General features: G+C 73.9%; 21 protein-coding genes, 1 tRNA gene and 1 pseudogene. 10 read left to right on the top strand and 13 right to left on the bottom strand.

Translation table 11 applies throughout. From position 1 onward, the window contains the following. Positions 1–10: 10 nt before the first annotated feature. The 3 genes and pseudogenes from ABDB74_RS10075 to ABDB74_RS20680 all read right to left on the bottom strand — a co-directional run. A complete protein-coding gene (locus tag ABDB74_RS10075; protein ID WP_346623711.1) occupies positions 11–1,207 on the bottom strand; it encodes a thiolase family protein in 1,197 nt (398 codons plus the stop codon). Between the two features lie 125 nt (positions 1,208–1,332). Further along, positions 1,333–1,725, bottom strand: coding sequence for an EamA family transporter (locus ABDB74_RS20685; protein WP_407062172.1), 393 nt, complete (start codon positions 1,723–1,725; stop codon positions 1,333–1,335). A gap of 311 nt (positions 1,726–2,036) precedes the next feature. Further along, positions 2,037–2,252: pseudogene (locus ABDB74_RS20680) on the bottom strand (hypothetical protein); the annotation flags it as partial. Positions 2,253–2,394: 142 nt separating this feature from the next. Here ABDB74_RS20680 and ABDB74_RS10065 point away from each other — a divergent pair. Beyond that, entirely contained in the window at positions 2,395–2,796 is a 402-nt protein-coding gene (locus ABDB74_RS10065) for a hypothetical protein (RefSeq protein ID WP_346623708.1), read from the top strand. A 54-nt stretch (positions 2,797–2,850) separates the two neighbouring features. Continuing rightward, a complete protein-coding gene (locus ABDB74_RS10060) occupies positions 2,851–2,982 on the top strand; it encodes a hypothetical protein (RefSeq protein ID WP_346623707.1) in 132 nt (43 codons plus the stop codon). A gap of 421 nt (positions 2,983–3,403) precedes the next feature. Here the strand turns inward: ABDB74_RS10060 and ABDB74_RS10055 are convergent, their stop codons facing one another. The 6 genes from ABDB74_RS10055 to ABDB74_RS10030 all read right to left on the bottom strand — a co-directional run bounded on the left by ABDB74_RS10055 (position 3,404) and on the right by ABDB74_RS10030 (position 8,467). Next, positions 3,404–3,550, bottom strand: a complete 147-nt coding sequence (locus tag ABDB74_RS10055; RefSeq protein WP_346623705.1) for a LuxR C-terminal-related transcriptional regulator — start codon at positions 3,548–3,550, stop codon at positions 3,404–3,406. Beyond that, positions 3,525–4,043, bottom strand: a complete 519-nt coding sequence (locus tag ABDB74_RS10050; protein ID WP_346623704.1) for a response regulator transcription factor — start codon at positions 4,041–4,043, stop codon at positions 3,525–3,527. Before ABDB74_RS10050 ends, ABDB74_RS10055 begins: the two co-directional genes overlap by 26 nt. Further along, complete coding sequence (locus ABDB74_RS10045; RefSeq protein WP_346623702.1) at positions 4,040–6,049, bottom strand: sensor histidine kinase; 2,010 nt, start codon at positions 6,047–6,049, stop codon at positions 4,040–4,042. The genes ABDB74_RS10050 and ABDB74_RS10045 overlap by 4 nt, the downstream gene beginning before the upstream one ends. Positions 6,050–6,116: 67 nt before the next feature. After that, a complete protein-coding gene (locus ABDB74_RS10040; RefSeq protein ID WP_346623701.1) occupies positions 6,117–6,794 on the bottom strand; it encodes a hypothetical protein in 678 nt (225 codons plus the stop codon). A gap of 485 nt (positions 6,795–7,279) precedes the next feature. Next, a tRNA-Leu gene (locus tag ABDB74_RS10035) sits at positions 7,280–7,364 on the bottom strand. A gap of 68 nt (positions 7,365–7,432) precedes the next feature. After that, positions 7,433–8,467, bottom strand: a complete 1,035-nt coding sequence (locus ABDB74_RS10030; protein ID WP_346623699.1) for a GGDEF domain-containing protein — start codon at positions 8,465–8,467, stop codon at positions 7,433–7,435. Positions 8,468–8,556: 89 nt separating this feature from the next. Here ABDB74_RS10030 and ABDB74_RS10025 point away from each other — a divergent pair, with 89 nt between their 5' ends. The 3 genes from ABDB74_RS10025 to ABDB74_RS10015 all read left to right on the top strand — a co-directional run bounded on the left by ABDB74_RS10025 (position 8,557) and on the right by ABDB74_RS10015 (position 11,181). Then, entirely contained in the window at positions 8,557–9,882 is a 1,326-nt protein-coding gene (locus tag ABDB74_RS10025) for a M20/M25/M40 family metallo-hydrolase (RefSeq protein WP_346623697.1), read from the top strand. 70 nt (positions 9,883–9,952) lie between these two features. Then, positions 9,953–10,360, top strand: a complete 408-nt coding sequence (locus ABDB74_RS10020) for a VOC family protein (RefSeq protein ID WP_346623695.1) — start codon at positions 9,953–9,955, stop codon at positions 10,358–10,360. 17 nt (positions 10,361–10,377) lie between these two features. Beyond that, positions 10,378–11,181, top strand: a complete 804-nt coding sequence (locus ABDB74_RS10015) for an SDR family NAD(P)-dependent oxidoreductase (RefSeq protein WP_346623694.1) — start codon at positions 10,378–10,380, stop codon at positions 11,179–11,181. Between the two features lie 3 nt (positions 11,182–11,184). Here ABDB74_RS10015 and ABDB74_RS10010 read toward each other — a convergent pair whose 3' ends face one another. Further along, positions 11,185–11,748, bottom strand: a complete 564-nt coding sequence (locus ABDB74_RS10010; RefSeq protein ID WP_346623692.1) for a methyltransferase domain-containing protein — start codon at positions 11,746–11,748, stop codon at positions 11,185–11,187. Positions 11,749–11,901: 153 nt separating this feature from the next. Between ABDB74_RS10010 and ABDB74_RS10005 the strand changes: the two genes are divergently transcribed. Then, entirely contained in the window at positions 11,902–12,858 is a 957-nt protein-coding gene (locus ABDB74_RS10005; protein ID WP_346623690.1) for an NADPH:quinone oxidoreductase family protein, read from the top strand. Between the two features lie 40 nt (positions 12,859–12,898). Further along, positions 12,899–13,723 (top strand): pentapeptide repeat-containing protein, encoded by an 825-nt coding sequence (locus tag ABDB74_RS10000; protein ID WP_346623689.1) that lies wholly within the window; start codon positions 12,899–12,901, stop codon positions 13,721–13,723. Here ABDB74_RS10000 and ABDB74_RS09995 read toward each other — a convergent pair. Continuing rightward, on the bottom strand, positions 13,720–13,923 hold the full coding sequence (locus ABDB74_RS09995; RefSeq protein WP_346623688.1) for a DUF5703 family protein: 204 nt from the start codon (positions 13,921–13,923) through the stop codon (positions 13,720–13,722). The genes ABDB74_RS10000 and ABDB74_RS09995 overlap by 4 nt on opposite strands. Positions 13,924–14,054: 131 nt before the next feature. Between ABDB74_RS09995 and ABDB74_RS09990 the strand changes: the two genes are divergently transcribed. The 3 genes from ABDB74_RS09990 (at position 14,055) to ABDB74_RS09980 (ending at position 15,556) form a co-directional block, all read left to right on the top strand. Continuing rightward, positions 14,055–14,327: a hypothetical protein gene (locus ABDB74_RS09990; RefSeq protein WP_346623686.1), complete on the top strand. Its 273-nt coding sequence runs from the start codon at positions 14,055–14,057 to the stop codon at positions 14,325–14,327. 4 nt (positions 14,328–14,331) lie between these two features. After that, positions 14,332–14,658 (top strand): hypothetical protein, encoded by a 327-nt coding sequence (locus ABDB74_RS09985; protein ID WP_346623685.1) that lies wholly within the window; start codon positions 14,332–14,334, stop codon positions 14,656–14,658. 94 nt (positions 14,659–14,752) lie between these two features. Then, the gene (locus tag ABDB74_RS09980) at positions 14,753–15,556 is read left to right on the top strand and encodes a DUF2470 domain-containing protein (protein WP_346623684.1); all 804 of its coding nucleotides are present in this window, start codon (positions 14,753–14,755) and stop codon (positions 15,554–15,556) included. A gap of 2 nt (positions 15,557–15,558) precedes the next feature. Here ABDB74_RS09980 and ABDB74_RS09975 read toward each other — a convergent pair whose 3' ends face one another. Together ABDB74_RS09975 and ABDB74_RS09970 are read right to left on the bottom strand one after the other, a co-directional pair. Next, positions 15,559–17,511 (bottom strand): AAA family ATPase, encoded by a 1,953-nt coding sequence (locus ABDB74_RS09975; protein ID WP_346623683.1) that lies wholly within the window; start codon positions 17,509–17,511, stop codon positions 15,559–15,561. Beyond that, on the bottom strand, positions 17,508–18,488 hold the full coding sequence (locus ABDB74_RS09970; protein ID WP_346623682.1) for an aldo/keto reductase: 981 nt from the start codon (positions 18,486–18,488) through the stop codon (positions 17,508–17,510). Before ABDB74_RS09970 ends, ABDB74_RS09975 begins: the two co-directional genes overlap by 4 nt. Positions 18,489–18,588: the final 100 nt, after the last annotated feature.

Below are 18,588 nucleotides of genomic sequence, written 5' to 3'. Positions count from 1 at the left end.
CTGGTCGGGGTCACAGCGACAGCAGGGTGACCCCGATCGCCGCCGAGTCATTGTCCAGGTATCCGCCGGCGTTCTCGGCCAGCGCGACCCTGGCTCCGGGAACCTGTCGGTCGCCGGACCGGCCCCGCAGCTGGTCCACCAGCTCAACGAGCTGTGCGCACCCGGTAGCGCCGATGGGGTGACCGCGTGAGAGCAGCCCGCCCCCGGTGTTGACCGGGATCCGGCCGCCCAGCGCCGTGTCGCCGGACGCGAGCAGTTTCGGCCCCTCACCGCGACCGCACAGCCCCAGTTGCTCGTAGACGATGAGCTCGGCGGGCGCGGCGCCGTCGTGGACCTCGGCCACGTGGACGTCCTCCGGGCCGAGCGCAGCGCTCTCGTAGGCCGCCTGTGCGGCCAGGGTGACACCCGGCGGGTCTCCGGTCGCGCGATCCGTGCCGGACCTCAGCATGCAGGCGCGCACCCGGACCTCCGCGCTGCCGTGCCGCCGTGCGAACGCCTCGGAACACACCACGATCGCCGCGGCGCCGTCCCCCACGGGGGAGCACATCAGCAAGCGCAGTGGAGCGGAGATGACCCGGCTGGCCAGGACCTCCTCGCGGGTGACCCCGTTGCGGTACTGGGCCTTCGGATTCAGCGCGCCATGGCGGCCGTTCTTCACCGCGACGTCCGCGAAGTCCGCCTCGGTCGCACCCGACTCCCGGGCGTACTCCACTGCCATGGCCGCATAGACGTCCATGAAGTAGGACTTGGGCCCGGCCGGTGTCTGGTCGGCGGTCGTCCGACCGCCGAGCGTGGGCGGCTCCGACATGTCGATCGCCGTGCCGATCGCGGCCAGCGGGCGAGCCTTGTCCGAGTGCGTGAGCTTCTCCGCGCCGACGGCGAGCGCCACGTCGGCAGCCCCCGACTCGACGGCCATGCAGGCCAGCCGGAAAGCGGTCGTCGCAGACGCGCACGCGTTCTCGACGTTGATGACGGGTCTTCCGAGCAGTCCGGTGTGGCGGAGCGCGGACTGCCCGCGCACCATCTCCTGTCCGGAGATCAGCCCCTCCGCGGCGTTGCCGAAGAAAATCATCTGGACGTCCTGCGGGGCCAGGGCCGCGTCGGCCAGCGCGTCGCGGACGGCTTCCTCCGCAAGGGTCCTGAGCGTCCGGCCGGGAATTTTGCCGAACGCGGTGATCGCTGCTCCAGCTATCCGCACTTCGGCCACGAGGAACTCCCTCCGTGAGCAGGTGTCCGCACCACGGTAACCGTGCCCTCGATGATTCGCGCGGACCGGTCGCTCCGTCTCCGAGCCGGTCGGCCGCGGCGGCTGCCCTGTCGTGGCAGGGCGCTTCAAGGTGCGGCCGGGCGCTGGTGGGCCCGGCCGGCGAGGGAGACCGCCGAAAGGATGGCAACGATCCCGAGGAGCTGGACCGCCCCCACCGGTTCACCCAGGAGCCAGGCGCCGAGCGTCAGTGCGACAAGCGTCTGCAGGGCCAGCACAACGGCCACCCTGCTCGCACTGGCCTGAGCCAGCGCCGCGTACATACAGGCGGTGGCTGCACCGGTCGTGCCGCCGGCGACGCCCAGCCAGACCCACTGCCCCGCGTGCAGCGAAGGAATGCCTGCACGCCGGCAAGGACCAACGTGGACAGGGCCGTCCCGAGGGAGACCCAAGCCGCGGACACAGCCGGCCGCGTCCGCGGCAGCAGCCGCGCGTTGACGGTCAGGTACACGGCGATGCACACCGCGGAGGTCAGGGCCAGGCCCGCCCCGACGAGGGTCACCTGGACGGCTCGACCGGCGGTCACCACCACGGCCGCACCGGAGCACGCGAGGAGCACGGACAGAAGGATGAGCGGGCCGGGTCGCACCCGGCCGAACACCACCTCGATGAGCACAACGATCGCCGGGTACACGTAGAAGAGCATCGCCACGGTTCCTGCGGATCCGTGACGGAGGGCCAGGTAGAACAACACGGCTTGGATGGCGTAACCGCCGGCCCCGAGGAGGATCGCGCGCAGCCGCTCACCGGCTTCCGGGACGAGCGGCTCGCGCCGTCCGGCGAGGAAGACCAGCAGCAGGAGTGCTCCGATGCCGTAGCGGAGGCCGACGACGCTCAGCGCCGGGACGCCGTCGAGCGCGAGCGCGCGCTGGGCCACGATGGTGATGCCGAAGAGCAGTGCCGCGACCGCCGCAAGCGCACCCGCCCGCGCGGGGCCCGCGGACGGCTTCCGAGGGGGGCGCCGGGACGACGGCGCGAGCGGTTCCATGGGGCTGACATGTAACCGGACCACGAGGTCGGACGGTGCGTCCGCATTCCGCCGACCGCAGAACATCCACGGACAGGTACCCACGGCCACGGCCTCCAGAAGCGACGCCACCCCTAACCGCGGTCGGGCCGTTCGCGGTGAATTGCCGTGGGAACAGTGTCGACCGGCAGTTGCCCAGGTCACCGGCACTGGGACGCGCCGCAGCGAGGCGCTGGCCCTCCGCTGGCGCGACATCGATCTGGACGTCGACCGGCTCGCGGTCCGCCGCAGCGTCGGCGCGGTGAAGGCCGAGGGCGCCGGCGAGGAGCTGATCGAGGGCCCGACAAAGACGGGCCGCGCTCGCGTCGTCGCCCTGCACTCGGGCAGCGTGGCGCACTGCGCGCCTACCGGGCGGCTCGCGGTCCTTGCCGTGGACCTCGTCCAAGATCCAGTGCTCGTCCTGAGCAATCCCGACGGCAGCGACCGGCACCCGGAGCGGCTTCCCGCCGTTTCGTCGGTCAGGTCGTCCAGGCTCGAGGCGCTGGGGGAGGAGCGACTTCGGTGATCCGGTTGCACGACCTCCGCCTCACCCACCCCACCCCTGCTGCTGGTCGACGGCGTGCCGGTGATCGCCGTCTCGGAGCGGCTGGGGCACGCGAGCGCCACGATCACGTTCACCGTCTACCAGCAAGTGCACCCCGGCATGGGCCGCGAGGCCGCGGACCGCTTCGCCGCCTTGTTGCAGGGCTGACTTCGGGCACGAAGTATCACGCGGGTATCACGGGGAAAGCCGAGGCCCTGACAGAGGAACACCCCGGCTCCCTGACCTGCAGGAACATCGGGGTGAGGCTGTGTCCGAGGGGCGACGCGCTACATACGCACACGCCTTTCTGCCAACGCCAACCATGACGGGCAGTGAGCCCTGGACGTCCGCCCTGTGCGAGATTCGGACGACCCGGACGAGGGCCTCACGTCATGGAAGCCCCTGCTCCGTAGTCGCGGGCTGGTCGACAACGCCGCGCGGGACGGGTGGCGTCGCCATCCACCGGAGCCGGAAGTCCACGATCGACGACATCGGCCCTCGGCTGTGCCGGTGGGTCGACTCTTCGCGTCCACACACGCATCGTGCTTCCTCGTCCGAGGTGGTCGTCCTGGCCACGCCGCGACCGTCCTCACAGGTCGCCGCGGAAGCGGAGGACCACCTCGACGCGACTTCGGGCGTCGAGCTTGGTGAGCAGGCGGGAGACGTGGTTCTGCACCGTCTTGACCGACACCCCCAGCCGGCGCGCGATGTCACCGTTGTCGAGTCCCCGGGACATGAGACGGAGGACGTCGCTCTCCCGCTCGCTGAGCCCCGGGGACCGAGGTACGTCCAGGCTCCGGGACCGCGCTGAGCCTGGCGAGCACCAGGGGGACCAGCGTCCGGCCGAAGACAGCCGAACCGCTGTGCACCGACCGCACGGCGGCCAGGAGCTCCTCCTGACCGGCTCCCTTCATCACGTATCCCCGGGCGCCGGCATCGACAGCCGACATGATCGCGTCCTCGTCCTCGACCATGGTGATCACCAGCACGGCGGTGCGGGGGCTCGCCCGCAGCACACCACGGGTCGCCTCGATCCCCGACATGCCGGGCAGGTTTAGGTCCATGAGGACGACGTCCGGCCGGTGCTCGGTGGCCAGCCGGATCGCCTCCTGGCCCGTGCCGGCCTCGCCCAGGACGACGGTGTCCCCGACCGACTCGAGCAGCCCTCGCAACCCGCGCCGGAACATCGGGTGGTCGTCGACCAGGACGATGCCGATCCGCGGGTTCACGGGTTTCCTCCGCCGTGGGCGGCCACGGGGAGCGAGGCGCGGACGACGGTTCCGCCGTCGGGCCGGTTCGCGACGACGAGCTCGCCGCCCAGTTCCTCTGCCCACTCCCTCATCGTCGAGAGCCCGTTCCCTCGTCCCGCTGGGGAGGAGGGCCCGCCTCGGCCGCTCCCGTCGTCCTCGACGGAGACGGTCAGCGACCCTTCGGAGCTCGTCGCGATCTGCACGCGCACGCACCTGGCCGCCGGTCCGGCGTGGCGCACCGCATTGGTCACGGCCTCCTGGGTGATCCGGTAGACGGCGACCTCCGTCGCGGCGGGCAACGACGGGACGCAGGGACAACCCTCGACGACCACGCGGAGGTCACCGGCGCTCATCCGACGGGCCAGAGCTCGCACCGCGCCGGCCAGCCCCAGATCGTCGAGCGCTGCGGGGCGGAGATCCTCCACGACCCGGCGCACGTCGGCGATCGCCTCCTGGACGTCGTCGCGCAACTCCAGCAGGGCGCGATCCACGGCCGGATCACTGCCCACGGTGTTGCGAGCGGTGTCGACGCGGAGGGTCAAACCCGCGAGGGTCGGCCCCAACCCGTCATGGAGGTCACGGCGGAGGCGGCGGCGCTCCTCCTCGCGCGACAGCACCAACCGCTCGCGTGAGAACTGGAGCTCCCGCGAGAGCTCCAGCGCCCGCACGACGGGTGCCAGCTGGTGGGCCAACGCCGTGAGAAGTGGGCCGGTGGCGGCGTCGTCCTGGACGTCGGCCAGCCGCAGGACACCGACGTGGATCCGCTGGTGCACCAGGGGTACGTCCTCCTCCCGTTCCCCGCGCCGGCCCCGGGAGGCCAGGACCGCACCGTCGGCGCCGAGCACCGCTACGTAGGGCAGCCGTAGCGACTCGGCCAGCGCGTCCACGACCGCGGGGAGGGTGTGCTCCGGCGCGGCGGCGTCCGCCAGCCGTTCACCCAGGCGTCCCACCACCTCCGCAGGCTCGTCCCAGGCGCCGTAGACCAGCCGGTTCACCGCCCGTTGCACCCGATCCCGGACCGGTTGGAACACGAGCGCGACGATCGCGGCAGCGGTGAGGGACAACCAACCGGAACCGCCGGACCGGAGGACCGTGCCGAGGACGCCCACGATCACCACGTACACGACGACCACCACCGCGGTGAGCACGCCGTAGACGAGGGTGCGGCTGACCACCTGGCGGACGTCGTAGAGGCCGTGCTGCAGGACGGCCACGCCGACGGCGATGGGGACCGCAGCGACGGCGAGGGGGAAGGCGACCGCCCGTTGGCTGAGATCGGTGACGATCCAGATCCCCACCAGCAGTGACACCGCGCTTGCCAGCAGGAGCGCGCCGACCTGCTGCCGCGTGAGCGGATTTCCCCGCCGCCACCGCAGACCGACGGCACACAGGCCGACGAGTGCGCTGCCCACGACGAGCGCGAGGCCGGTCACCGGAAGGAGATCCACGCCCGGGCGCCACTCGACCGGCAGTCCGATCGGGTTGCGGATGCCGGTGAGCCGGTAGTCCAGAGGTTCGGGGGCGGTGATCGCCGCGGCGGTGAACAGGGTCAGGGAACCGGCTGCCAGGACCACCGCGGGACGCCACCGTGACGAGGGCAGCCGCCCGTCCGGGAAGAGCAACGGGAGCAGGACGACGACGAGGATCCAGCCCGCGCCCCGGACCGCGAGAGCGACGACCGCGACGAGTGCCAGCCCGGGCCGGCCGGGATCCTCGAGGAGCCCCGCCGCGGCCACCTCCAGCGGGAGTGACGCCAGGCCCCAGAGAGCACCTCCCGCCCACAGCAGCAAACCGATCCGGTGGCCCGGACGGTGCACCAGCACAACGGCACCGGACACCAGGAACATCACGACGACGACGGCGTCCACCACGCGGGCGTCGGCCTGGGCGAGGCGGCTGCCGTGCGCCGTCACTGCGGCCGCGACCGCGGCGGCGGCGGCAGCCAGCGTCGCCAGCCACAGCGCCGCCGCCGCGCCCCGGGTCACGGCGCCCATGGTGAAGTCCCGAGGCGGCGTGCGCGAGACCCCGACCCGCGGAGCTGCCGTCGGGCCCCTACCGGCGGAGATCGTCCTCATCCGCCGGGACGGGCCTGCGGACGAGGACTGCCCCGGCCGCCAGAGCCCAGAGCGGGAAGACGAGCGCCAGGACGAACGACACCGGGGTCACGAGGCCGACCACCGCGAGACCCGCACTCGTCCACCCGAACCACCGGGGCAGGACCGCCGTACGGAAGACCGACAGGGCGGTGCCGGCCAGCAGCACAGCCATCCCGAGCGGCGCCGCCAGGCCGGAGAGAGCCAGGCCGCCGTCGTAGAACACCACGGCGCTCTCCGGGGCCAAGGGGGCCGCGTTGCCCGCCCGCAGGGCGCCGGCGGAGTTGAGCGCGAAGCCGCCGGCCAGGAGGGCGACGGTCGCGGAACCTCCTATGGACGTCATGCGACTCGCGGCGACATCCCGCGGCTGCGCCGCCTCCACGGTGCGGACGAGAACGGCGAGAAGAGACGCCAGCGCGAACAACGAGAGGAGCGAGAGCATCATCGCGACCGCGATGCGCTCGGGTGCCGCGGAGTAGAACCGCACGACGGCCTCCGCGTCGCCGTGCAATGCCGGCGTGCTGCCTTGCAGGGCATTGCCGGCAACGGCCAGGACGGTGAAGGCACCGGCAGCGATGACCGGGGCCCATCGGGTCGTGGTGATAGACGTCGTGCCGGACGTCGTCGGGCTGGACATGGTGAATCCCTTTCGCTCGGGGTGGCGGTGCACCGCCGGGCGCTTCGGGAATGGGCCAGGCTTCAGCGGTGCGGACACGGCGAGCGTGGGGGTCGGTCCATTCCCGTGTCGTCCGACGCCTTCCCGTCCGGCCGGGAAGTTCTCCCGGTGCGCGTGAGCCAGCCGTCCGCGTGGCCGCCGGCCCCGACGGCGAGGCCGTACCCGACGAGCGGCGGAACTCGCGTCGGCCCGCTCGCCGCACCGGCACGCCGGCGGCCGGACGCCCGCACACGCGGTGGTCCGGCAGCGCCGAGCAGTAGAGGTGGAACCGGCGGACCCGCTCGGGGTCGGCGATCCCACCGGGGATCCCCTCGGGATCGTGGGTCGGTACCCGGGCACCCGCCGGTCTGCCGGCCGCTGTGGCCTGTCAGGCACAGAGCGGACGTGCCGGCGTCAGAAGCAGGAGAACCCCCACCGGCCGGAGAGCCGTTGGGGGTTCAACTCGGTGTCCGAGGGGGGACTTGAACCCCCACGCCCGATAAAGGGCACTAGCACCTCAAGCTAGCGCGTCTGCCATTCCGCCACCCGGACGAGTGCGTGGAGAAGACTACCTGACCGCCCGGGTGGGATCACGCACCCCCCGACGGGCCTGCGGCGCGTCAGGCGGGAGCCAGCGCCACCCGCCCGCGGCCGGCCCGTTTGGCCTCGTAGAGCGCTGCGTCGGCCGAGCAGTAGAGCCCTCTGCGATCCCTCGAGTGCCGCGGCACGTGCCCCACGCCGAGGCTGATCGACAGCGCCAGCAGGGTGCCGTCGGGCAGGGGCAGCGGCTCGCCCCGCACGGCGTCGAGCAGCTCCTCGGCGCGGCGGGCCGCGACGTCGCGCCCGCAGCCGGGCAGCAGGACGGCGATCTCGTCCCCGCCGAGCCGGGAGAGGACGGCGTCGTCGCTGCGGATGCGATGGCGCAGGACCGCCGCCAGGTGCACCAGGACGTCGTCCCCGATCGGGTGGCCGTGGTTGTCGTTGATGGACTTGAACGAGTCGACGTCGATGAGCACCAGCGCGGTGCCACCGGGCACCGATCGGCTCAGCGAGGTCTCCAGGGCCTGGTCGAACGCCCGCCGGGTCGCCAGGCCGGTCAGCGAGTCCACGGTCAACTGCCGCTGCAGGGCGTCGACCAGCTCGTCCTGCGTCCGGTTGGCCCGCACGAGCAGCGTGGCGATGACGGCGAGGACGGCCCCGAAGAAGACGACGTCGGCGATCGCGGCGGCGGTCGGCATCAGCACCAGCAGGGTGATCAGGTCGGCGGCGAGCGCAGCGGTGGTCACCAGGGCCACGGCCGGCCCGCGCAGGTGCACCGCCACCCACAGCACCGGGAACGCGTAGCACGCCTGCGCGCCCGCGGAGCTGTCCGCCGTGGCCAGGTTGAGCGCCGCGATCAGCACGACGCTGCCCAGCCCGAGTCCGAGGCCCACGTGCCAGCGGTCGAGCCGCTCCGGGGGCAGCAGCCGGCAGACCAGCGCCGCCCCGACCAGCGTGGCCACCCCGATCCAGTGCGCGACCCGCTGCACGGTCCCTCCACCCGACATCCCGAACAGCGGCAGCGCCAGCAGCACCAGCGTGCTCGCCAGCAGGAGAAAGGCTGCGCTGTCGACCGCTACCTGCGGGTCCCGGGCGCGGAGGGTTCGCGTCGTCACCCCCCAGGCATCGTCACAGGAAATGAGACGACCGAGACCCGAATCACCCGTCCGGGGCATCCGGCCCGGCGGTGGGGGACGATCGCGGCATGGCCGAGAACCCCGCCCCGCTCGCCGGCGCCCAGGACGAGGTCGCCGAGCTGCTCTCCGACCTGATCCGGATCGACACCACGAACACCGGGAGCACCGCGACCAGCGCGGGGGAGCGGGCCGCGGCCGAGTGGGTCGCCGGCAAGCTCGACGACGCCGGCATCGAGTCGGTCATCCACGAGTCGGAGCGGGGGAGAGCCAGTCTGGTCGCCCGCATCCCGGGCGCCGACCGCAGCCGCCCGGCGCTGCTCGTGCACGGCCACCTCGACGTCGTCCCCGCCGACCCGGCGGAGTGGAGCGTGCACCCGTTCTCCGGCGAGGAGCGCGACGGCTACATCTGGGGCCGCGGCGCGGTCGACATGAAGGACATGGACGCCATGGTGCTGGCGCTGGTCCGCGACTGGGCCCGCACCGGTGTGCAGCCCCCGCGCGACATCGTGCTCGCCTACGTCGCCGACGAGGAGGCCGGCGGGAAGCTCGGCGCGCACTTCCTCGTCGACGAGCACCCCGACCTGTTCGAGGGGTGCACCGAGGCGATCAGCGAGGTCGGCGGCTTCAGCATCACCGTCCGCGACGACCTGCGCCTCTACCTCGTCCAGACCGCCGAGAAGGGGCTGGCCTGGATGCGGCTCACTGCCGGGGGCAAGCCCGGCCACGGCTCCTTCGTGCACGACGACAACGCCGTCACCCGGCTCTGCGAGGCGGTCGCGCGCGTCGGCGCCCATCGCTTCCCGCTCACGCTGACCCCGCCGATGCGGGAGTTCCTCGCCGCCGTCGAGGACGCCTACGGCGTGGAGATAGACCCCGCCGAGCCCGAGCTGGCCCTCGCCCGCCTCGGCAGCATCAGCCGGATGATCGGCGCGGCGCTGCGCAACACCGCCAACCCCACGATGCTCGACGCCGGCTACAAGGCCAACGTCATCCCCGGGACGGCGAGCGCCACCGTCGACGGCCGGTTCCTCTACGGCCAGGAGGAGGAGTTCGAGCGCCAGCTCGCCGCGCTGATCGGCGAGGGGGTGCAGCGCGAGTGGCTGGTGCACGACCAGGCGGTGGAGACGACGTTCGACGGGCCGCTGGTCGACCAGATGGTGGCGGCGCTGAAGGCCGAGGACGACGGCGCCCGGCCGGTGCCCTTCACCATGAGCGGCGGCACCGACGCCAAGAGCTTCCAACGCCTGGGCATGCGCTGCTTCGGCTTCTCGCCGCTGCGGCTCCCGCCGGACCTCGACTTCGCCTCGCTGTTCCACGGCATCGACGAGCGCGTCCCGGTCGAGTCGCTGCGCTTCGGTGTCCGGGTGCTGGACCGCTTCCTGCGGAACTCCTGAGCCGACCCGCGGGCCGCGCCACGGGTGCATGCTGGGCCAACGCTCCTGCCCCCAGCACACGAGGTGCGCCATGACCCTGCTCAGCGCCGTCCCCGCCCTGCCCACCCGTGACGTCCGGCGGGCGGTCGAATACTTCGTGGCCCGGTTGGGCTTCACCGCTGGCTACGTCGACGCCGACTACGGCGTCGTCACCCGCGACCGGGTGGAGCTGCACCTGTGGCCGGCGAACTCCCCCGAGGTCGCGGGAGCGGAGCCGCACCTGGCCGGCAGCGCGTCGTGCCGGATCGCCGTCGCGGACGTGACGAGGCTCTACGAGGAGCTGCGCGCCAGCGGGGTGGTGCACCCGAAGGGCAGCCTGGACGACGGGCCGTGGGGCCCGGAGTTCACCGCTCTGGACGCCGACTGCAACGCGGTCACGTTCTTCCAGCCCGAGCGCCCGGGCCCCGGCTCGACCCTCGGCGGTTCCAGGAAGGCCTGACGTGGTGTGATGCGTCGGTGAGCTCTCCCACACCCCGCCCCGGATCCGTCGCCCTGATCACCGGAGGGACCGGTGGCTTCGGCCGCGCCCTCGGCACGAAGCTCCGCGAGCGCGACGTCACCGTCGTCCTCGCCGACCTCGACAGCGAGCGCAACCGGCAGGTCGCCGCCGACCTGGGGTGCGAGTTCGCCGTCCTCGACGTCACCGACCGCGCGGCCAACGAGGCCCTCGTCGCCACGATCGAGGCCGACCACGGGCGCCTGGACGCCGCCTACCTCAACGCCGGCATCTCCGCGGCCAAGAGCGACGACGTCCTGGACCTCGACGAGTTCATGCGCGTCGTCGACATCGACCTCTTCGGCGTGGTCTACGGCGTGGCGGCGGCCCGCCCGGCGATCAAGCGCGCCGGGGGTGGGGCCATGGTGGTCACCGCGTCGCTGGCCGGCCTCTCGCCCATGGCCACCGACCCCGGGTACAGCGTCGCGAAGGGCGGCGCCATCGCCTTCGTGCGCTCCATGGCTCCCCGGCTGGCCGCCGAGGGGACGACGATCTCGGCGATCTGCCCCGGCTTCGCCGACACCGCGATCATCGACCGCATCCGCGACCAGTTCACCGCCGCCGGCTTCCCGGTGCTCACGGCCGAGGAGGTCGCCGACGCGATGATCATGGCGTGGGGGTCGGCCGAGCCCGGCGCGGCGTACGTGATCCAGCCCGGCGTGGGCACCGTGCCCTACAAGTTCAAGGGTGTGCCGAGCGCCAGGACGACGGCCGGCGAGACCGCCGTCGTGCCCGAGGCGCTGCGCCCGCCGTCGATGCGCTGACGCTCAGTCCTGCCGGCAGGAGTACAGGAATGCCGGCGGCACGTTCCACGGGGTGATCCGCCACTGCACCGTGGTGAACCGCTTCCGGAGCTCGGGCAGCAGCAGCGGCGAGTACTGGATGACCACGGTGGTGCCGCCCGGCGCCATCGCCCGGGGGACCACGTCGAGGATCCGCTTCCGCAGGCCCGGCTCCAGCGAGGTGTAGGGCAGCGCCGAGACGACGACGTCGGCGCGCGCATCGCCGAGGTGGGCCTCGAGGTTCTCGGCGGAGTCGCACACCACCTGCACCCGCGGGTCGTCGAACCGCTCGTCGAGCAGCTTCGCCAGCCGGGGGTCGATCTCCATCGTGATCAGGCGTGCGCCGGGGCGCAGCCGGGCCAGGATCTCCTGGGTCTGCGCCCCGGTGCCGGCGCCCAGCTCGACCACCAGGTCGGCGCCCGGCACGTCGGCCATGTCCAGCATGTCCCGCACCGCGGCCCGCGAGGTGGGCAGCACGGCCCCCACCTGTCGCGGGTGGGCCAGGAACGCGCCCAGGAAGCGCAGTCGGTCGGTCACGTGCTCGAGCATGGGAATCCCTCCTCGGGCCACCGGCAGGTGGGTGGCCACCGCTGCGCACCCTGACACGACCGGCGCGTCCTGGCCAGGGGAGCCGGGCGCCTGACCAGGGCGACCGGCGGCCCCGGTGACGATCGTCACGGGCTGTCTGGCAAGGTCGGGCCCATGCGTGCATGGCGGGTACACGAACTGGGTGACCCCTCGAAGGTCATGAGCCTCGACGAGGTCGACCGGCCCACCCCCGGCGAGGGGCAGGTCCTGGTCAAGGTGCGGGCGGCGGCCCTCAACTTCCCCGACGTCCTGATGGCGATGGGCATGTACCAGGAGAAGCCGCCGCTTCCCTACACCCCGGGCGTCGAGCTGTGCGGGGAGATCGTCGAGACCGGGCAGCGGGTGATCGGGTCCCCGTCGGGCGGCCCCGGCGCCTTCGCGGAGTACGCGCTGATGGACGCGAACAACGCCTGGCCCGTGCCCGACTCGATGACCGACGAGAAGGCCGCATCGCTGTATCTCACCTACCAGACCGGGTACGTGGGCCTGCACCGCCGAGCCGGCATCACGGCCGGCGACTGGTTGCTGGTGCACGCCGGCGCCGGCGGTGTGGGGACCGCGGCCATCCAGATCGGCAAGGCCGCCGGGGCGAAGGTCATCGCGACGGCCGGCGGCGCCCGGAAGACCGAGATCTGCCGCCAGCTCGGGGCCGACCACGTCATCGACTACACGACCGAGGACTTCGTCCCGATCGTCAAGGAGGTCACCGGCGGGCACGGTGCCGACATCGTCTACGACCCGGTCGGCGGCGACGTCTTCGACAAGTCCCGCAAGTGCATCGCCTTCGAGGGCCGGATCGTCGTCGTCGGCTTCACCAGCGGCCGCATCCCCGAGGCGCCGGCCAACCACCTGCTGGTCAAGAACTACAGCGTCGTGGGCCTGCACTGGGGGCTGTACCGGAAGATGGAGCCCTCGCTCATCGGCAAGGTGCACGACGAGCTCGTGGCGCTCATCGAGTCCGGCGCCGTCGACCCGCTGGTGGGGGAGTCCCTGCCGCTGGACCAGGCGCCGCAGGCACTGGCCAAGCTGGCCGACCGCAGCACCGTCGGCAAGGTCGTGCTGGTGCCCTGACACGGCCGGGCGGGGACCGGCGCCTAGCCTGGTCCCCGCCATGCCGTCCCGCCCGCTGCCCGTCGTCGACGACCGGGCCCACCTGCGGGCGGACTGCTCCCGGTGCGCCGGCCTGTGCTGCGTCGCACCCGAGTTCGCCGCATCGGCCGATTTCGCGATCGACAAACCGGCCGGCACCCCCTGCCGGCACCTGGGCGAGGACTTCCGCTGCGGCGTCCACGCCACGCTGCGCGACCGGGGCTTCCCCGGCTGCACGGTGTTCGACTGCTTCGGCGCCGGCCAGCAGATCACCCAGGCGACCTTCGGCGGCCGCACCTGGCGGGAGACGCCGGAGCTGGCCCGTGCCCAGTTCGCCGTCCTGCCCGTGATGCGCCAGCTGCACGAGATGCTCTGGCACCTCACCGAGGCGGTCTCCCTGCCCGCGGCCGCGCCGCTGCACGCGGAGCTCCACGCGGTGCGCGACCGGATCGAGCGGCTCACCGGCGGCACCCCGGAGCAGCTGACCGCGCTCGACGTCGGCGCGCAGCGCGGACCGGTGGGGGAGCTGCTGGGCAGGGTCAGCGACCTGGTGCGCGCGGGGACGCGGGCGCGGGACCGCCGGGGCGCCGACCTCGTGGGCCGCGACCTCCGGCGTACCGATCTGCGCGGCGCGAGCCTGCGCGGGGCCTACCTGATCGGTGCCGACCTCCGCGGCGCCGACCTGGGGACGGCGGACCTGCTCGGTGCCGACCTGCGCGCCGCCGACGTCCGGGGTGCGGACCTCGGACGGTGCCTGTTCCTCACCCAGCCACAGGTCTCGGCGGCCCGGGGCGACGCGGCCACGCGGATCCCGGCGGCGGTGCGCCGCCCGGCGCACTGGCGCTAGATGACCGGCTTGGGCAGGTAGGACAGCCGCGCACGGCGACGGAGGATCACCTTGCGGGTGCCGTCGGCGTGCAGTTGCAGGCGGGCCAGCTCCCAGCCGCCGACGTCGGACTGCAGGCTGAGCATGGTGGCCGCCGCGGACCGGGACGTCCCCGGCGGGATCCGCAGCGGCGCGAACTCGTACTCCCCGGCGGTCTCCATCGCCCCGATTGTGCCTGCCGTTCCCGGTCCGGTCACGGATTGGTCGCCTGCCTCACACCATCCCGATCTGCCGGATCCGCAGGTGGACGGCACGATGGAGGGAACCACACCCGACTCCCAGGGAGGACGACGTGACCGAGCCCGGTTTCTCGAGCGACGTGCCCGACGCCGACCGCGCGGAGCAGGAGGCGCTCCTCGACCCGCCCGCCCCCGGCCGCGCCGGAGAGGCGAGGCCGCCCGTCGGCGACGTCCCGGAGGCCGACGCGCTGGAGCAGCAGCTGGCCGCCCGGCCCGGTGAGATCGGCACGCCGCGCGGGCCCATCGGGTACCGCGAGGCCGACGACGCCGACGTCCTGGAGCAGGACGCCGTCGTGCCCGTCGACGAGGACGACGTCCACTCCTGACGGCGTGACCACCGTGGAGAGCGACGACGCGACGCGCGACGCCGCCGTCCGGGCGGCCACCGAGCGCTGGGCCCGGGCCGCCGGCGTGCCCGTCAGCGTGGCCGAGGGCGCCGCGCCGGACGGCGACCCGGGCGCAGGCACGCGGTTCCTCCGCGGCCTGCTGATCGGCTGCGCCGTCGGGGCGCTGCTGCTGTGGCCGGTCACCGTCGACGGACCGACCGCCCTCGTGTGGGTCCTGCTGGCACTCGGCACGGGCTTCCTGCTGGCCGCGACGACACCGCAGCGTTCCGTGGCCCGCCGGCCCGCCCGTTCCCAGCCGGTGGGTCGCTGACGACTCCGGGCCGCAGGCCGAGCTCCGCGCGCAGCGGGCTCTGGCCCCCACCCCCTCCTTTGGTTAGGCTGCCCTAAGTTACCGAGGAGGGGTCATGCCGATCTGCCCGAGCCACCCCGCGCCCGAGCGCCGTCCCCAGGCCGACGGCCTGCGTCCCGGAGTCGCCGAGCGGGCGCGCACCGTCGCGACCCGGTCCGCGGCCACCGTCTGCGCCGCCGGCGTCGAGGGCGGCCGGGTGCTGGCCCACGCCGTCACCTCGGCGGGTCAGCTGCTGCTGGTCGTCCCCGACGACGGCGATCTCGCCACGGCCGTCCGCCAGGCGCCCGGCCAGGATCTCTCCACCCTGCTCATGGTGAGCGACCACGCCCCGGTGCCCCTGCGCCGGCCGGTGCGCGCCCAGCTGTGGCTCTCGGGCTGGGCGACGCCCGTCCGGCCGGCCGACCAGCGGGCCGCGGTGCTGGCCTTCGCCGAGACCCGCCCCGACGCGGTGCTGCTCGACGTCGGCCGCACGGCCCAGCTGCTCCGCCTGGACCTGGCCGAGGTCGTCCTCGGGGAGGGCGGGGAGGGCCTCGACGTCAGCCCGCACGACTTCCTCGCCGCCCGCCCCGATCCGCTGGCCGGGCTGGAGGCCGGGCACCTGCAGCACCTGGTCCGCGACCACGCCGACGTCCTCGCCCTGCTCGCCGGCCGCATCCCGCCCGACCTGACCGGGCCGGGCGCCGCGGTCCGGCCGCTGGGCCTGGACCGCTTCGGCTTCCGGCTGCGGGTGGAGCGGCCGCTGGGTCACACCGACGTCCGCATCCCGTTCCCCCGGCCGATCACCTGCGCGGGGCAGCTCGACGCCGCCATCGGTGAGCTGCTCTGCGCCGTGCGCACCGCCGCCGCCCGCCGGAGCTGAGCTCAGCCGGCGATCTCCCGCAGCAGCTCGGCCAGCCGGGTGCGGCGCGGCCGGACGTCCACGTCCCGCACCGCGCGGGCGAGGGCGGCGCCGCTGGCGTGCACGATCGACAGGTGGCGCTGAGCGCGGGTCAGCGCCGTGTAGACCAGCGGCCGCGACAGCATCCCGCCGGCCTCCGGCGGCAGCACGACCACGACCCCCGGCCACTCCGAGCCCTGCGCCCGGTGGACGGTGATCGCCCAGCCGTGCCGCAGGTCGAACAGCGCCTGGCCGTTGACGGTGACCGGCCCGGAGCTGAAGTCCACGTTCAGCGATCCCTCGCCGGTGCCGGTGACCACGCCGACCTCCCCGTTGGCGAAGCCGGTGGGCTCCAGGTCGAGGTGGTTGGCCGTGGCCACCACGCGGTCGCCCGGGTCGAAGCCGAAGACCGCGCCGTCGCCGGGGTTGAGCTGCGCCTTCAGCGCCTTGTTCAGCTCGATGGTGCCGGCCGGGCCCCGGTGCACGGGCGTGACCACCTGCACCGCCCCCGGGTCGATGCCGAGCGCGCGAGGGATAGAGTCGGTGACCAGCTGCACCACCCGGCGGGCGGCCTCCGCGCTGCCCGTGGCGGGCACGACGACGACCTCGCGGTCGGGGGAGTCGACCGGTGGCAGCTCGCCACCACGGACCGCGGACGCCAGCCGGGCGATCGCCCCGCCCTCCGCCTGCCGGTAGAGGGTGGTCAGCTCGGTGACCGGGACGGTGCCGGAGTCGATGAGGTCGCCGAGGACGTGCCCGGGGCCGATCGAGGGCAGCTGGGCCGGGTCGCCGACGAGCAGCAGGTGGGTGCCGTCCGGGCACGCCTCGAGCAGGGCCGCGGCGAGTTCGACGTCGAGCATCGAGGCCTCGTCGACGACGACGACGTCGGCGTCCAGGGGCCACTCCTCGTTGCGGGCGAACCCGCCGGATGCCCCCTGGGCGCCGAGCAGCCGGTGCACGGTGACCGCCGGGTGGTCGGTGAGCTCCTCCAGGCGCTTGGCGGCCCGCCCGGTGGGCGCGGCGAGCGCGACGTCGGTGCCCTTCGCCTGCAGCAGCTTCACGATCGCGGCCACGGTGCGGCTCTTGCCGGTGCCCGGCCCGCCGGTGAGCAGGCTGACGCCGGCCGACAGCACCTGGGCCACGGCCTGCTTCTGCGCCTCGTCCAGCCCCTTGGCCACCGAGCGCACCGACGCGGGGTCGGCGATCCGCTCGGCCGCGGCGGCCAGCCGGGCGACGTTCTCGGCCACGGCCTCCTCGGCCATGCCGAACCGCGCCAGCGACAGCGTCCGCAGCGCCGGGTCCGGTTCGGCCGGCTCCTCCGCGTCATCGTCCTGCTCCGGCAGGGGCGGCTCGTGGTCGAGCACCTCACCGGAGTCGACGGCGGCCACGACCGCGGCCACCGGGTCACCGATGCCCTCGGCCCGCAGGGCGGCGACGATCAGGTCCAGCGGCAGCACGGTGTGCCCGTCCCGGGTCGCGGTGCGCAGGGTGAGCCCGACGATGGCGCGTCCCCGGCGGGTGTCCTGCCGATCGGCCCCCTTGAGGACGGCGATCGCCAGCCGGTCGGCGTCGGCGAGCGCCACCCCGGGCAGCGCCAGCAGCGCCCACGGGTCGTCGCGCAGCCGCCGGGCGGCGTCGGGGCCGAGCCCGTCGGCGACACCGGCGGCCAGCTTCGCCGGCAGGCCGGCCGCGACCAGCATCTCGACCACCTCGTAGGTGGGTGCGGCGGCGAGGAAGCTGGAGAACAGCCGCTCGGCCCGCTGCCGGCCCACCCGGGGCAGCTTCATCAGCCGATCGGCCGTGACGTCGTCCGGGGTCGTGATGCCGGCGGCCGGCAGCTCGGCCGCGGTGCGCTTGCCGAGGCCCGGCCACAGGCCCGCGGTGCAGAACGCGGCGAAGACCAGGTCGGGGCCGGGCGTCGTCGGGTCGGCGGTCACCGGTCCGACCGCCGCTCCGGGTAGCTGAACGGCGGGGCGGAGACGTCCTCCAGCGCGGTGCGGATCGCGGCCGGGAGCCGGACGACGTCGGCGTCCAGCGACGCCTGGAGCTGCTGCGCGGTGCGGGCCCCCACCACGGGGGCGACCACGCCCGGCCGGTCCCGCACCCACGCGAGCGCGACGGCCAGGGGGCTCGTGCCCAGGCCGTCGGCCGCGGTGATCACCGCCTCGACGATCCGGTCGGACTTCGCCGACCGCAGCCCGTCGATGAAGCCCTGCCACGGCGGCGCGGCCCCGCGGGACTCCGACGGGGTGGCGTGCCGGTACTTGCCCGTGAGGATGCCCCGGCCCAGGGGCGACCACGCCAGGACGCCCAGCCCCAGCGCCTCGGCGGCGGGCACGACCTCCCGCTCCACCCCGCGCTGGAGCAGCGAGTACTCGACCTGGGTGCTCACGATCGGCGTCCGGCCGGGCCAGGCCCGCTGCCAGGTCGCGGCGTGCGCCGTCTGCCAGCCGGTGAAGTTGCTGATGCCGATGTAGCGGGCCCGGCCGGAGGAGACGGCGAGGTCGCAGGCGGCCAGCGTCTCCTCCAGCGGCGTCGTCTCGTCCCAGGCGTGCAGCTGCCACAGGTCCACGTGGTCCAGGCCCAGGCGCTCCAGCGAGGCGTCCAGCGCCGAGATCAGGTGCCCCCGGGAGGCGCCCCGGCCCATCGGCCCGGGCCCGGTGCGGCCGACGGCCTTGGTGGCGACGAGGACGTCTGAGCGCGGGACGACGTCGGCCAGGAGGTGCCCGACGATCCGCTCGCTCTCGCCCTCGCAGTAGACGTCGGCGGTGTCGATCAGCGTGCCACCGGCGTCGACGAACGCCGTGAGCTGCATCGCGGCCTCGTCCTCGTCGGTGTCGCGGCCCCACGTCATCGTGCCCAGCGCGAGCCGGGACACGACGAGTCCGCTGCGTCCCAGTGCCCGTTGCTCCACGACCGGCCAACCTACCGTCGCCCCGGGGCCGGCACCCGGAGCACCGGCGGCGTCGGGGCGCCGTGCCCGAGCGTCGCGGCCCGGCCCCCTAAGGTCAGGG

Source organism: Blastococcus sp. HT6-4, from assembly GCF_039679125.1.
Classification (GTDB): Bacteria; Actinomycetota; Actinomycetes; order Mycobacteriales; family Geodermatophilaceae; genus Blastococcus; species Blastococcus montanus.
This window is presented reverse-complemented; position numbering and strand designations above follow the sequence as displayed.